We start from the raw sequence: 14,060 nt of genomic DNA, 5'->3' as shown, positions 1-14,060 counted from the left end.
CCTAGTTAATCTTGAGTTTAATACCGAGGCACATGAATGTTATCTGAAAATGATTTTAAGATCGTTACTGAAAAGATGGGAAGGGAACCGAACCTGGTGGAACAGGGATGTTTCCTGAACCTCTGGAGCGAGCATTGCTCATATCGCTCAAGTGCACCACTGCTCAAAACCTTTACAACTACAGGCGAGCGTGTGATCATCGGACCAGGGGACGATGCTGCCATTGTCAATTTTGGTAATGGATGGGTACTTGCCATAGGAATGGAAAGTCACAACCATCCCTCTTATGTGGACCCTTACAATGGGGCAGCGACAGGCGTTGGAGGAATAGTACGTGACATAATATCCATGGGTGCGCGTCCGATAGCATTGATGGACCCTCTATACTTCGGACCGCTTAACAGTCCCAAGAACCTCTACCTCTTTGAACATATCATTGAGGGTATTGCAGGTTATGGGAACTGTATCGGAGTACCTGTTGTCCGTGGAGAGGCTTTCTTTGACGAGGCATATAGCGGCAACCCCCTTGTGAATGTTGTAGCGGTAGGCCTTGCACGTGAGGAAGACATAGTAACGGCATGTGCACAAAAAGCAGGCAACAAACTCATCCTCATGGGTTCGACTACAGGCAGGGACGGACTTGGCGGTGCATCCTTTGCCTCCAGGGACCTTTCGGAAGAATCAGAAGCGCAAGACAGGCCCAGCATACAGATCGGTGACCCTTTTACTGAGAAGCTGGCGATAGAAGCGACCCTTGAGGCAATCAGGAACGGATATGTCAAAGCCTGCAGGGACCTTGGAGCTGCCGGGCTTGCCGGTGCCAGTTCAGAGATGGCTGCCAAGGGTAACCTTGGAATGTACATAATCGCCGATAATGTGATACTTCGCGAAGAAGGCATGGTTCCCTATGAGATACTTATATCGGAGTCACAGGAGAGAATGCTGTTTGAGGTCGAACCACATAACGTCCAGGCTGTCCTTGACATCGCACAGAAATATGACCTCAATGCAAGTGTGATAGGAGAGCTCACCGAAGAACTGACATATACTGTTGAGTTCAAAGGAGACATAGTCGCTGATATCCCAATCAAGCTGCTCACAGAAGGTGCACCTACATTCGAGCGTCCTTCCAGAACTCCTGCGCTCCGCGAGGAAGGCGACAAACCGGAAATGCCAACTGATCTCAAAGCGACAGTTCTCAAAGTACTATCCTCTCACAATGTGGCTTCAAAAAAATGGATATACAGGCAGTATGACCATGAAGTTCAGTTAAGGACAGTAATGAAACCCGGAGATGATTCAGGCATCCTGAGAATCGATGGTAATGAGGGTATTGCAATGTCCTGCGGCTGCAATCCGAGACACACGCTACTTGATCCCTACCATGGAGGGAAAGGCACTTTGATAGAGAATGCCATGAACCTGGCTGTTAAGGGCTCCCGTGGAATAGCAGTGGTGGATTGCCTCAATTTCGGCAATCCCGAGAAACCTGATATTTACTGGCAGTTCAAACATGCCATCCTGGGTCTGGGAGATGGCTGCAGGGAACTTTCCATTCCAGTTGTGGGAGGTAATGTATCCCTGTACAATGAGAGCGAAGAGTTCAGGACTGCCATTCCACCCACTCCATCTATTGGTGTCGTAGGTTATATCAGTGATGTGACTATCGCACCACCCGGAATGTTCATGAATGAAGGGGATACCATCATCCTTGTCGGGACAACAAAGGATGAGATGGGAGGCTCCGAGTACTACAACCTTGCAGGAAAGAAGAAGAACGGGAAAGTCCCCCAGGTACCAGAAAATGTTTCTGACATTATCGATGCTGTGATCAGGACAGTGGAAAGCGGGAAGGTAACAGCTTCACATGATGTTTCTCTTGGAGGGCTTGCAGCAGCATTATGTAAAATGTGCGTGAACATGGGTGCTAGTGCAGACCTGACATCCACAGGACCGGAAATGAGGGCTGATGATGTGCTGTTTTCGGAATCATATGCCAGAGCCATCATTACAACCCCTGAACCTGAAGCTGTTGAAGAATTGCTTGGGAACATTCCTCATACAGTCATTGGGACGACAGGTGGCAGTGAACTGAAGATAACAGGAAACGGATTTAGCATATCTGTTCAGCCTGAGGAAATAAAAGAGGCAGAAGAGAGCCTCACAAAACTGATGATGGAGTAAGATCCATCATCAACTTCGATACATAAGTACAACTCATTTGCGTGTTGTTCTTGTCTCATCTGCCTTGTCATCGCTACCTACCCGTGTAGCGAAATACAGCATGTATAGCGCTGCCAGACCCACAAGGATGTAGATTATTCTTGAGAGCAGACTCATCTCGCCAAAGATAGCTGCTACAAGGTCAAACTCGAATGCACCGACCAAACCCCAGTTAAGGCCACCAATTATCACAAGTGCAAGGGATAACCAGTCAAGAGCGTTCATTCTTGTTGCCAATTTGTCACCTCCCTAAAACCCCCTGAATACTAATTTTCTTTATGCGAGTAATGATTCTTAAAATAAGACGTAACAATTTTAAGGATTCGTCATAAAACGCTAGCTTCCGATGGAAAATAGAATCGGCCCTATTTAGAAGTCAGAAGACTACCCGTCATGGCAGGAAAGAAAAAAAGGAATTAGATGAAAATATAAAATTAGAAATATAACTGAGATGGGCTCCGGCCCATCATATTAAGATTTATTCTTCCTTTTCTGCAAATGCGAATTTACGCAGTACTTTAGTGATCTTGATGTTTACGGTCTCACCGACTTCAGCCTGAGGCACAAAGATAACAAAGCCCTCTATCCTGGCAATGCCGTCTCCCTCTTTAGCGATGTCCTGAATCGTTACTTCGTATGTTTCTCCAGCAGCTACAGGAGCTGTTGACTCTTGATTATTGTTAAACAAAACAATACACGTCCTTTATTTGAAAACTAAGATCTTCAACCATACTGCTGAAAAACGCCATAAATTGGTAATTTATAGAGAATCTGCAGAACAGTATCTAATCTTAGGCATAATACATACAAATCCATATTTAAATCTTTTTAGTGATAATAGAAGCTACCGAGTATATCGCAGACCACATCTATTTTAACTATGAAATAAAATAAGTACCTAGCAATCACAATCAAATTATAGATTTGAAATAATATTCAGGATGAACTCAATGGACGAAGTACAGATCAAAGTAGAGAAAGCACATCCGAACGACTTCGGCAGGGGAATTGTAAGACTGGACCCTACAACCCTTCTGAGCCTGCAGCTATCTCCCGGCGACATAGTGGAGATAGAGGGCAAGAGGAAAACTGCAGCGAAGGTTTGGAGAGCCGAGAGACAGGACTGGGGGCAGGGAATCGTACGCATAGACGGATTCATCCGGCAGAATTCCGGAGTTGGTATCGGAGAAAGGGTAACCATCAGGAAAGCAGAGGTTGAGACAGCTACCAAGATAATCCTCGCACCTCCGGAAGGTGTGACTATGGAATTTGGGGATCATATCAGTGAAATAATCAAGAGGAACATAATGAAGAGGCCCCTTGTGGAAGGAGATGTCATACCAATCATCAGTTCTATGACACAGCCAATGTCCAGCCAGGTAGGCGGGGGACAGGCCATACCACTAATAGCTGTTGAGGTCGAACCTGCCGATACAATCGTTATAATAGGTGAATTCACTGAAATAGAACTCAGGCAAAAACCTGTGAGAGGATATGACGGTGCGGCAAGAGGAATCACCTATGAGGATATCGGAGGTCTTGGTACTGAGATACAGCGCGTAAGGGAAATGATAGAGTTGCCCCTTAAGCACCCGGAGTTGTTCCAGAGGCTTAATATCGAGCCTCCAAAAGGTATAATACTCTTCGGCCCACCGGGAACCGGAAAGACGCTTATCGCAAAGGCTGTGGCCAATGAATCCCGTGCTAACTTCCTTTACATTGCGGGTCCCGAGATCATGGGCAAATACTATGGTGAAAGCGAGGAACGCATACGTAAGATCTTTGAGGAAGCGGAAGAAGAAGCTCCTTCGATCATATTCATAGATGAGATAGATTCCATTGCGCCCAAGAGACAGAATGTTACCGGAGAGGTGGAAAGAAGAGTTGTCGCCCAACTACTCACTATGATGGACGGCCTTGAGGAAAGAGGACAGGTAGTAGTCATCGGAGCAACGAACCGCCTTGACGCCATCGACCCGGCTTTGCGTAGGCCTGGAAGGTTTGACAGAGAAATAGAGATTGGAGTTCCTGATACGGACGACCGTCTTGAGATACTGCAGATCCATACAAGAGGAGTCCCACTTCGTGAGGATATGACCCCGGAAATGCTTGAGTACCTTGCAAAGCATACCCAGGGTTTTGTAGGTGCAGACCTTCTTGCGCTTGTCCAGGAAGCAGCTATGAAGTCACTTAGGCGTGCACTTCCCGACATCAATCTGGAAGATGAGGAAATATCGCCGGAAATACTTGATACTATAAATGTATGCAGGGAAGACTTTGAGAGTGCGCTTCGTGAGATAGAACCGTCTGCCATGAGAGAAGTGCTTGTGGAAGTGCCTGCTGTTAAATGGAGCGATGTGGGAGGTCTTGATAAAGCCAAGCAGGAAATAGTAGAGGCAGTGGAATGGCCCCTCACACGACCCGAGAAATTTGTTGAGATGGGTATCAAGCCCCCAAAAGGAGTTCTGCTGTTCGGCCCGCCAGGAACCGGAAAGACACTTATCGCGCAGGCGGTTGCCAATGAATCTAATGCGAATTTCATCAGCGTGAAGGGACCACAGATGCTCTCAAAATGGGTAGGTGAATCTGAGAAAGCCATTCGTGAGACATTTAAGAAAGCAAGGCAGGTAGCTCCTTGTATAGTATTCTTCGATGAGATAGATTCAATAGCACCCATGAGAAGTGCGATGACTGAAGACGGCAAGGTTTCTGAAAGGATAGTCAACCAGTTGCTCACAGAACTTGACGGACTTGAGCCACTGAAAGAGATAGTTGTGATAGCCGCTACTAATCGTCCTGATATGCTGGACCCCGCACTTCTGAGATCCGGGCGCTTTGACAGGCTTGTGCTTGTAGGACAGTCCACGCTTACAGGCAGGAAAGATATATTCAGGATACACACCAAGAATATCCCCATGGGAGAGGATGTCAATATAGACGACCTCGCAATTCTTACTGAGGGCTTTGTTGGCTCAGATATAGAAGCCGTATGCAGAGAAGCTGTAATGCTCGCACTACGCGAAAACTTTGAGAGCGAGAAGGTCGGCATGAAGTATTTCAGGGAAGCTCTGGCCAAGGTCAGACCAACGCTCTCAGAGAACATGATCGAGTATTATGAGAGAATACAGGCACAGTTTAAAGGCGGTATAAAGAAAGAGGAACCAAGTTCTTATATAGGATACAGATAAATATATCAAAAATTTAAGTGTCACTTTTATATTCAGGGGTGAATGAAATAATGGCAAATGTCTTTGCAAAAAACCTTTCAAGCAAACAGGTAATGGCAACCGATGGTACAGAAATAGGTGTCCTTTTCAATATAGTGATGGATGTCAAGACCGGCGACCTGATCAACCTGATAGTAAAGCCGGATATGAGCCTTGATACATCTAAATACCTGACCGATGACCAGTACATATTACTTCCTTTTGAATCGGTCAGGGCCATCAAGGACTACATAGTTGTCGACAAGAACCTTGCCAAGAGCCTAAAAGATAAAGCAGGTTTGTAAAGCCACGGATACAAGTTCACCCCGGGCTTTACAGCCATTCTTACAGCCTTTTTTTATACCCCTTCACTTCTGACTGAAAAGGTCACAGCATGCCTTTTGACAGAAGGTAGTCAATTGCTTCTGCGGTCCCGTCCCCATATGTAGTGTCTGTCACATAATCTGCAGCGATTTTTGTCACCCGATCTGCATTTCCTACTGCAACAGCGAAGCCTGCTATATCAAGCATTTCGACGTCATTCACTGAATCGCCTATTGCAACAAAATCAGACACTTTCAGTCCCATTAGGTCAGCCATTTTTGCAAGACCGGTGCCTTTATTGATTTTTTTGCTCTTGATATGGATGGCAAAATGAGTATCTATAATTTCGACATCTAGTCCGGTGGTTTCCAGTAAAGCCCTTGCAGTTTCAATATCAAAATTCCTTCTTAGCACTATCTCTGTTTTTCTCAGGGACGAGTCAAGCTTCTCCATATCGAGTACCTTCGAAAGGATAACGAAAGCCTGTTCACATTCATGGATGTGATTCGAAACTATCGGTTCTTTGTCAAAACCATCTGTGATAACACCGCCGTTCTCGGCGATTATACGACAGCATACCCCTATGAGCTTGGAAGCAGCCCTAGCATAGCAAAGGACATTACCTGTTGCAAGGATAACGGGGACCTCAAGAGTACGCAGTTTTTCAGCCGCTTTCAGGCTGAGCCGTCGATCAGTATCAGTAATAGTACCATCGATGTCAATTGCAAGAGCCTTGAATTTCATAGAATTAGGATAAGGGGAAACGATTAAAACGTTTCCCTGATCATGGATCGCGCAATCCTGCAGTAGTGACAGAGATTATAGACTCCGCATCCGGAAGGTTAGGCGAGTCAACAAGACGGACTATTCTTTTGTCCCCTTTAGATTTACGCATATATAACCTGAAAGTGGCTGTATGTCCTACAATGTGCCCACCTATTGGTTTTGTCGGGTCACCAAAGAAAGCGTCCGGTTTTGACATTACCTGGTTTGTCACAACAACACATGCGTTTAAGAGATCCCCAAACCTTTGCAGCCCATGAAGGTGCTTGTTGAGTTTCTGCTGCCTGTCAGCAAGAGTTCCTCTGCCTATGTACTCAGCCCTGAAATGGGCAGTCAGTGAGTCCACAATGAGAAGTCTTACAGGCTTTTCGGTGTTTTTGAGCTCGTTGGCAAGTTCCATTGCTGAATCCACAAGCAATATCTGATGATTGGAATTGAAGGCACGCGCAACATGTATGTTCTTCAGGAACTCTTCATGATCATACTCCTGACCATACTTCTCGGATAGTCCTTCCACCATCTGCTGGATTCTCTCCGGTCTGAAAGTGTTCTCAGTGTCGATGATGATCACAGAGCCGTCAAGACCTCCCTGTTCTCTGGGAAGCTGTACATTGACCGCAAGCTGGTGTGCAACCTGGGTCTTCCCGGAACCGAACTCACCGTACATCTCAGTTATCGATTGGGTCTCGATACCGCCTCCCATCATCTCATTGAACTCCATGCAACCCGTGGAAAGTTTCCCCACATGCTTCCTGCGTTCCATTACAACATCCCCGGTCTCAAAACCTCCGATATCCGCAGATTGCCGGGCAGCCAGGATGATCTTGGCGGCAGTGGATTCACCTATATCTGCTGCGGTTGCGAGTTCCGCAGGCGATGAAACAGCTATCGCTTCTACTGTCGTGAACCCTGCATCCATCAGTTTCTGTGCGGTTGCGGGACCCACATGGTCCAGTTCTTCTAATAACACTTCAGTCATTCTTATTACTCCATAGGTGCACATGCTATCAATTTCGTGCACATTTGTGATGCTTTATAGGGGTGTGAGTATATATACATAAGGCAAGCAAGGTGAAAGTATTCAATGTTCAGGAAAGATTACTGCAACACAAGCCTTATCACAGAAAATGGTAATTAACATCCCGATGGCAAAAGTAGCGATCGGAGGTACTTTCGAATGCCTGCACGACGGGCACAGGGAACTGCTCAGAAAAGCATTCGAACTTGCAGACAGCGGGCAGGTCGACATCGGCCTGACATCAAATACGATGGCAAACAAGCGAAGCCGGAAGATACCGGACTACTCCTGTCGCGAGTCACAGCTTCTGGAATACATAAGTGGTAGCCCAAAAAAAGCAAAGTACAGAGTGATCGAACTTAATGACCCTTATGGCAAGACACTTGACGAAGACTATGATTATATTGTGGTTTCACCGGAAACACACCCTGTAGCACTTAAGATTAACAGCATCCGCAAAGATAAGGGCATGAAGCCTATAGAGATAGTCAGGATCGGATTCGTGCTTGCGGAGGACAGCGAGCGTATCTCCTCGACCAGAATTGTCAGTGGAGAGATAGATACACACGGGCGCATCCTGCGCTAAGATCAAAAGTACATAATTTTATTAACCTTCTTTTACAACTAATCTGCATGAGCAGAGAATTCTCGCAGATGGATAAACAGATATTTGACAAGCTGGCACCTGAAGCCGGCGGAAGTACAATGTCCAAGATGGGGCACAGTTACCCGTTCATCCTCAGACCCATATCCCACAAGATAGCACAGTCTGCAGAGGATTTCAGGGAAAGGCTGGAAAAACTTGATACCACCGAGCTTGATTATCTCGTAGAACTTGCCATGGAAGAAAAAGAAGATATCCGCTCTCTGGAAGAGGAAGATGTTGATTCGTTCATGGAACTTATCAGGAACAAGCTCTCTCCCGAGAGGGAAAAGGAACTGAAGGCAAAACTCGGGTTCGCATGAGCGGAGAAAGACCTGACAGATTACTTTTTGGAACAGCAGGCACCCCCAGAGGTTCTCTTAAAGGCACAAGCATCAGCGGAATAGAAAGGATAAGAGATGTGAAACTTGGTTGCATGGAGCTCGAATTTGTCCGGGGAGTAAAGATGGGCGAGAAAAGTGCAAGGAACGTTCTTGAAAAAGCAGAGAAACTGGATGTGTCCCTGAGCGTGCATGCGCCATATTACATCAACCTTAACTCCGCTGAACCCGAGAAAATAGATGCCAGTATCAGAAGGATATATGCGGCTGCAAGGATAGGAAGCCTGTGCGGAGCAAGGAACATAGTGTTCCATCCTGCCTATTACCATGAGGACACCACGGAGAAAGTGCATGAGAGAGTTTCAACTCTTCTCAGAACACTGACATCACGCCTTGAGGACGAGAGCATACATGTTGTCCTGAGACCAGAAACAACCGGCAAGCCCTCTCAGTTCGGGTCCCTTGATGAAACACTGAGACTGAGCAGTGAGATAGAAGGAGTTCTGCCTTGCATTGATTTTGCACACCTGCATGCCAGGAGCAACGGAGCTGAGAACTCCGGAGAGGAATTCTCCCGCGTCCTTGCAAAGGTTGAAGGAACACTCGGAAAAGAAGCCCTGCATGATATGCACATGCATGTTTCCGGCATAGAGTACGGAGAAAAGGGAGAAAGGAACCACCTCAATCTGGAGGATTCGGACTTCCAATATGCAGAACTTATGAAGGCGTTGAAAGAATTCAGGGTTAAAGGCCTTCTGATATGTGAAAGCCCGGACAACGAAGGCGATGCACTGCTGTTGAAAAGAACCTATGAGGGAATTTGAACACTCCTTTTCATATATGTATACCCGGTGCCAGGTGTTCCAGTATCGGATGCAGCAGTGTCAGTACCCCTATAATGATTATGAATGAACCGCTGACCAGGGGAAGCTTGCTGATGCTCGTGCTGCTGACATAACCCTCGATAAAACCCCTTCCTTTAACAAATACTATCGAGAGGAAAGTTATGGATACTGCCAGACCGGCGCTGAATACGAGCACATAGGAAAGACCATTATATACCTGATCATTGGATATGCTGAAGAGTAATATCGCAAGCGCTGTCGGGCATGGTATAAGCCCTGTGGAAAGCCCTATTGCAATTACCCCTTTCCTTGTATCGATAGTATGCTCATGAGGGTGATAGAATTTCCTTAATATCCATACTCCCACACCTATCAGTATGAGCCCACCGACCAGGCTCATGATATCATGAGTCAGGTCGACATTCAAGGCCTCTACGAGATAAATGGAAGCAACACCCAATGCCATCACTACTATAACGTGAGAGAAAACTATAGTCATTCCAAGAAGAAGAGCATCTTTAAGATCTGCATCCGTCCCCATGACAAAAACTGCCATTATCGATTTTCCATGACCTGGTTCGAGTACATGTAATGCACCAAGCAGAAATGCAGAAACAAGTATCAAAAAGCTAAAATCTGAAGACATTGTACTTGTTTCCAGTGATAGTAGATTCATGAATCATAGCCCCATCAGGATATTCTTATTTAAGTAATGTAAAGTATAGTAATACTTCGTAATACTTAAATGGAGTTACTATATAAAAGGGTAACGAATAAGTATGTCAATAGACCACAAGAAAGTGTTACTTTGCTCATTATGACCACTCAGGAGTTAAACAAAAGCAAACAGAGGGATTTATCTTTACACTAGATACATGAACAATATCTCTGGAACATCCCACCTCTGCACATTGTTACATGAACAGAAGTATGTATTGAACAAGCAGTACTTACAAAAATACTAACAATTATATGGATAAATGCTAATACTAAATATAATGAAAGAACGGTACATAATCATCTTATTTATACTATATGTCATGCTCACTCTTACATTTTCACTCAATGAATAAAGATTAGCTATGAGAAAGTCCGGATGCGTTGTATCAAAAAAGGCATTTGCATAGATCAATGTCCTTCCGACACCCATGAGCTCACTTTTCCGGTACTGGATTAGCCACACTCACAGGAATGTTTATCCCACTCTTTTCCATATAGCCTTTTATACGGTCCATAGCATGCTCTACCATACCATCATGAGTCAAAATGAGACACCTCTGGCCCGACAATGCATTGAGTATAGAGCGGTCGATAACCCCGGAGGTGACATGGATATATAGATCATCTTCTTCAGCTATCAGTTTACTCTTCTTGCCCATGGCACCCACGCACTCGATACCATCCTTTGAAATTATGCGCATCAGTTCATCATGAGAATACCTGGAAGTGTCATAGATACCAATGGAGCCGGCCCTGAGAGCTTTTCGGTCCATCTCGACTATCGCAAGACCGTCTTCGTGGATGTGCAGCACACGACAGTTGATAGCCTCATACATCGAATCCATAGCATATTCCCCGTAAAGTATCCCCAGATTTATAGTATCGCCTTCCTTAACCTCGGGAGGGATATCGACCCACATCAGATGCTGGGAGCGCAGGGTCTGCACCAGGTCAGGAATATCCCGGGGGCAACTTTTAATCTTAGCAAGACCCCTCTTTTTGATCTCCTCGTATATCTCCAGCGTAACAGGCCTCTTGAGATAAGCTGTCTTGAGGTTTTCAGTCTGCCTGAATATTTCCTCAGGAGCACCTTCACTGATGACTTGGCGATTATTCATGAGGAAAACATAATCTGCCCAACTATAAGCGAGATCGACATCATGGGTTGAAATTATGATAGTCTTGCCAAAATAGTTCAGTTCGTTTAGCAGGTCCATTACCTCATCTGCTCCCACAGGATCCAGATTGGAAAGTGGCTCATCGAGGATGATAACCTCCGGGTCCATGGCGACTATACCGGCAATTGCAACCCTCTTTTTCTGCCCCCCGCTGAGGTGGTGGGGCGGTTTGTTCTTAAGATGTGTCAACCCGACATATTCCAAAGTGTCAGTGACTACCTTTTCAACCTTCTCTTTTGAATAACCCAGGTTAGTAGGCCCGAAAGCAACATCCTGGTAAATTGTGGGTGCAAATATCTGGTCATCGGAATTCTGGAAAACAATACCTACATTCTTTCTTACTTCGCGCAGGGACTTTGAATCGTATTTGAGGGGTTCCCTGTGATAGAGCACCTGGCCTTTCTGGGGGCGGTAGGTCCCGTTAAGGGCAAGGAAAAGCGTGGATTTGCCAGAGCCATTGCGACCGACAAATGCTATTTTCTTTCCCTTTTCGATCTTTATATTGATGCTCTCAAGAGCGAGGGTGCCATCAGGATAAGAGTAACTGAGATCCTTTGTTTCCAGAACGACCATGTTTTTACCTCAGATAAAGGAGATACCTCTTGTAAAATAGAAAACAGCCAGCACAAGCACAAAGTAACCACATGTCAGCACGATCTCGGGTAGCCGGACTGGTCTTTTCTCATCAAGCATGGTCAGCTTCCCGTCATAGCACCTTGAGTTCATTGACACATATAGTTTTTCCCCCTGCTCCCATGACCTGATGAAAAGGTTAGTCCCAAGCATGACCACAGACCGGAAGGATGTCCTGAAATCCTTATATCCCAACCGGACAGTCTGAGCATACTTCACACCCATAGCCACCTCCAGGAAGACAAAGATATAGCGATACATCATCATCGATATCTCAATGAACGAGTCAGGAATTCTTGTCGCTTTTAGGACCGAGAACAGTTCTATCATAGGTGTGGTAAGGGACAGGAAGAGCAGGCAGGACATACCACCCAGGGTCCGTGCAAGTACCAGCAGGGCCATATTAAGACCGGCAGATCCCACACCAAGAGTAAAGCCCAAGACCTCAAAGGAAAACAACTTCGCCCCCTCTCCAAAGAAAAATGCAATTATTACAGCACTCACCATAACAAAACCTGCAGGAGCTGCAAGTACTCGTAGATAGAGACCTGTAGGTACCTTGCCAAAGTAAACTGTTGCGAAACTCATGCACACAGCTATTACAAGAGGAACAAAGGGAGAGTTGGAGGAAACACCTGCAAGGATGCCAAAAGCAACAACAGTTAATTTGAGCCAGTTGTTCCTGTACCTGAGAGGGCTCGATACGGCATAGTCATCCAGGATATGTGTCATTTTCCAAACCAGCTTAAAACTAACCAATAAATAGAACGAATCTTACCTGCTATTGTACAAGTATAAAGAAAGAAAATACAGTACCTTCTAGATAAGCATTTCGTTATGAATCAACATCATAAGAACTGTGATGTTTACAGGACACTAGGAGAATCAGGATATGTTTGTATTCGTGGATAAGTTGACATTATATCCAATGCCACTATAAATAGAGCATGAAAAAAGAGAAATGGAAAGAAAAGAATTAGTGCCTTTCCCCGGAAAAGCACAACATCATTCAATTCCTCTCGCCTTTTCCCTTATAGTAGCCAATAGTGTATCCGATTACAACAGAACCGAACGCCGCCTGGAGAGCAAAGAGCAGGCTTTCTGTCTCGCCTCCTGGTGGTTCAAAGCCAATACCTCCGAACCACGGTTCATAGTCAGGATTGATCTCAGCTATCATGTCTCCAGCCTCACCATCCGCACCGCCGAATTCGGAATCAGGATTATTGGCTACGCCATAGAAGAACTGTGCTGCAAAGAGTATCACGACTATGGCAACAAGGTATTCAAGCTTCATTCCATGGCCTCCCTTAGTTTTGTGGCTGCTGAGGAAGTGAGCACATTAAGGCCCACCAGCACATCACTCTTGACCTGTACCACATACTTCATTATCAGTGCTGTCAGAGCTCCTTCCATGATAGCAAGAGGGACCTGGGTTGTTGCAAATACAAGGGCAAACATTTTGAATGATGCAAATACGCTTCCTTCGAAGGGAAAGGCTAAAGCAAGCTGCAAGGAAGTTACAACATACGTTACCCAGTCGGCAATTGCAGTGGCAAGGAATACATTCAGGTAAAAGTTCATACCTGCCTTTGATGCCACCTTATATAATGCGTAAGCAACAAAAGGACCTGCGATACCCATGGAGAACACGTTGGCGCCCAGAGTAGTCAGACCGCCATGTGCCAGAAACAGTGACTGATACAATAGCACGATCACACTTAGAACAGAAGTTACAGCCGGTCCGAAGAGGATAGCTGCCATTCCGGTGCCTGTGGGATGTGAGGAACTGCCAGTCACAGAAGGAAGCTTCAGGGATGACAGCACGAATATAAACGCACCCGCAACAGCAAGCAAAGGAACGATTTCACGTCTTTGACTCACCAGTTTGTTCATCTGATAGATACCATACATTATAACAGGAATGGAAATGGCAAACCATACCTGCCACCAGGGAGAGGGTAAAAAACCTTCGAATATATGCAACTAAGATCACCTTCCTTTTTATAACACCAACAAATCAAGTATAATTGACTAGATGTATATCAGGTATTATGTTATGGTAAATAAACATAACGATAGGTGTTAAAGTTAAGATATGTCAGCATTTGTACTAACAACAATCCACGTTGAAGTAACTTATATACAT

General features: G+C 45.4%; 15 protein-coding genes. 6 read left to right on the top strand and 9 right to left on the bottom strand.

The features are described 5' to 3' along the window. Positions 1-36: 36 nt before the first annotated feature. Positions 37-2,184 carry a phosphoribosylformylglycinamidine synthase subunit PurL gene (purL, locus tag QZZ22_RS04390; RefSeq protein WP_292463019.1) on the top strand — a complete coding sequence of 716 codons (2,148 nt, stop codon included), beginning with the start codon at positions 37-39 and terminating at the stop codon, positions 2,182-2,184. A gap of 33 nt (positions 2,185-2,217) precedes the next feature. On the opposite strand, the gene QZZ22_RS04385 is transcribed toward purL, so the two are convergent. Together QZZ22_RS04385 and QZZ22_RS04380 are read right to left on the bottom strand one after the other, a co-directional pair. Beyond that, positions 2,218-2,448, bottom strand: coding sequence for a DUF378 domain-containing protein (locus tag QZZ22_RS04385; protein WP_342765077.1), 231 nt, complete (start codon positions 2,446-2,448; stop codon positions 2,218-2,220). Positions 2,449-2,701: 253 nt separating this feature from the next. Next, entirely contained in the window at positions 2,702-2,911 is a 210-nt protein-coding gene (locus QZZ22_RS04380) for a TRAM domain-containing protein (protein ID WP_292463017.1), read from the bottom strand. A 262-nt stretch (positions 2,912-3,173) separates the two neighbouring features. On the opposite strand from QZZ22_RS04380, the gene QZZ22_RS04375 reads away from it, so the two are divergent. Together QZZ22_RS04375 and QZZ22_RS04370 are read left to right on the top strand one after the other, a co-directional pair. Continuing rightward, complete coding sequence (locus QZZ22_RS04375; RefSeq protein ID WP_292463016.1) at positions 3,174-5,411, top strand: CDC48 family AAA ATPase; 2,238 nt, start codon at positions 3,174-3,176, stop codon at positions 5,409-5,411. Positions 5,412-5,461: 50 nt separating this feature from the next. Continuing rightward, the gene (locus QZZ22_RS04370; protein WP_015053912.1) at positions 5,462-5,734 is read left to right on the top strand and encodes a PRC-barrel domain-containing protein; all 273 of its coding nucleotides are present in this window, start codon (positions 5,462-5,464) and stop codon (positions 5,732-5,734) included. A gap of 82 nt (positions 5,735-5,816) precedes the next feature. On the opposite strand, the gene QZZ22_RS04365 is transcribed toward QZZ22_RS04370, so the two are convergent. Both QZZ22_RS04365 and radA read right to left on the bottom strand, forming a co-directional pair. Continuing rightward, complete coding sequence (locus QZZ22_RS04365) at positions 5,817-6,497, bottom strand: phosphoglycolate phosphatase (protein WP_292463015.1); 681 nt, start codon at positions 6,495-6,497, stop codon at positions 5,817-5,819. A 40-nt stretch (positions 6,498-6,537) separates the two neighbouring features. Continuing rightward, positions 6,538-7,515 carry a DNA repair and recombination protein RadA gene (gene radA, locus QZZ22_RS04360; RefSeq protein ID WP_292463014.1) on the bottom strand — a complete coding sequence of 326 codons (978 nt, stop codon included), beginning with the start codon at positions 7,513-7,515 and terminating at the stop codon, positions 6,538-6,540. 166 nt (positions 7,516-7,681) lie between these two features. On the opposite strand from radA, the gene QZZ22_RS04355 reads away from it, so the two are divergent. The 3 genes from QZZ22_RS04355 to QZZ22_RS04345 are packed head-to-tail and all read left to right on the top strand — an operon-like array spanning position 7,682 to position 9,362. Beyond that, positions 7,682-8,140 carry a phosphopantetheine adenylyltransferase gene (locus QZZ22_RS04355; protein ID WP_292463176.1) on the top strand — a complete coding sequence of 153 codons (459 nt, stop codon included), beginning with the start codon at positions 7,682-7,684 and terminating at the stop codon, positions 8,138-8,140. Between the two features lie 47 nt (positions 8,141-8,187). Beyond that, on the top strand, positions 8,188-8,520 hold the full coding sequence (locus QZZ22_RS04350) for a hypothetical protein (RefSeq protein WP_292463012.1): 333 nt from the start codon (positions 8,188-8,190) through the stop codon (positions 8,518-8,520). Beyond that, positions 8,517-9,362 (top strand): TIM barrel protein, encoded by an 846-nt coding sequence (locus QZZ22_RS04345; RefSeq protein WP_292463010.1) that lies wholly within the window; start codon positions 8,517-8,519, stop codon positions 9,360-9,362. Before QZZ22_RS04350 ends, QZZ22_RS04345 begins: the two co-directional genes overlap by 4 nt. A gap of 10 nt (positions 9,363-9,372) precedes the next feature. On the opposite strand, the gene QZZ22_RS04340 is transcribed toward QZZ22_RS04345, so the two are convergent. The 5 genes from QZZ22_RS04340 to QZZ22_RS04320 all read right to left on the bottom strand — a co-directional run bounded on the left by QZZ22_RS04340 (position 9,373) and on the right by QZZ22_RS04320 (position 13,897). Then, the gene (locus tag QZZ22_RS04340) at positions 9,373-10,059 is read right to left on the bottom strand and encodes a sulfite exporter TauE/SafE family protein (protein ID WP_292463009.1); all 687 of its coding nucleotides are present in this window, start codon (positions 10,057-10,059) and stop codon (positions 9,373-9,375) included. 478 nt (positions 10,060-10,537) lie between these two features. After that, complete coding sequence (locus QZZ22_RS04335; RefSeq protein ID WP_292463008.1) at positions 10,538-11,854, bottom strand: ATP-binding cassette domain-containing protein; 1,317 nt, start codon at positions 11,852-11,854, stop codon at positions 10,538-10,540. 9 nt (positions 11,855-11,863) lie between these two features. Next, positions 11,864-12,646 carry a cobalt ECF transporter T component CbiQ gene (cbiQ, locus tag QZZ22_RS04330; protein ID WP_292463007.1) on the bottom strand — a complete coding sequence of 261 codons (783 nt, stop codon included), beginning with the start codon at positions 12,644-12,646 and terminating at the stop codon, positions 11,864-11,866. 277 nt (positions 12,647-12,923) lie between these two features. Further along, complete coding sequence (locus QZZ22_RS04325) at positions 12,924-13,208, bottom strand: energy-coupling factor ABC transporter substrate-binding protein (protein ID WP_292463006.1); 285 nt, start codon at positions 13,206-13,208, stop codon at positions 12,924-12,926. Beyond that, on the bottom strand, positions 13,205-13,897 hold the full coding sequence (locus tag QZZ22_RS04320; protein ID WP_292463005.1) for an energy-coupling factor ABC transporter permease: 693 nt from the start codon (positions 13,895-13,897) through the stop codon (positions 13,205-13,207). Before QZZ22_RS04320 ends, QZZ22_RS04325 begins: the two co-directional genes overlap by 4 nt. Positions 13,898-14,060: the final 163 nt, after the last annotated feature.

The sequence above is a fragment of the Methanolobus sp. genome (genome assembly GCF_016278365.1).
Taxonomy (GTDB): domain Archaea; phylum Halobacteriota; class Methanosarcinia; order Methanosarcinales; family Methanosarcinaceae; genus Methanolobus.
Note: the sequence above shows the minus strand (reverse complement) of the source record. Positions and strands in the feature narration are given on the sequence as shown.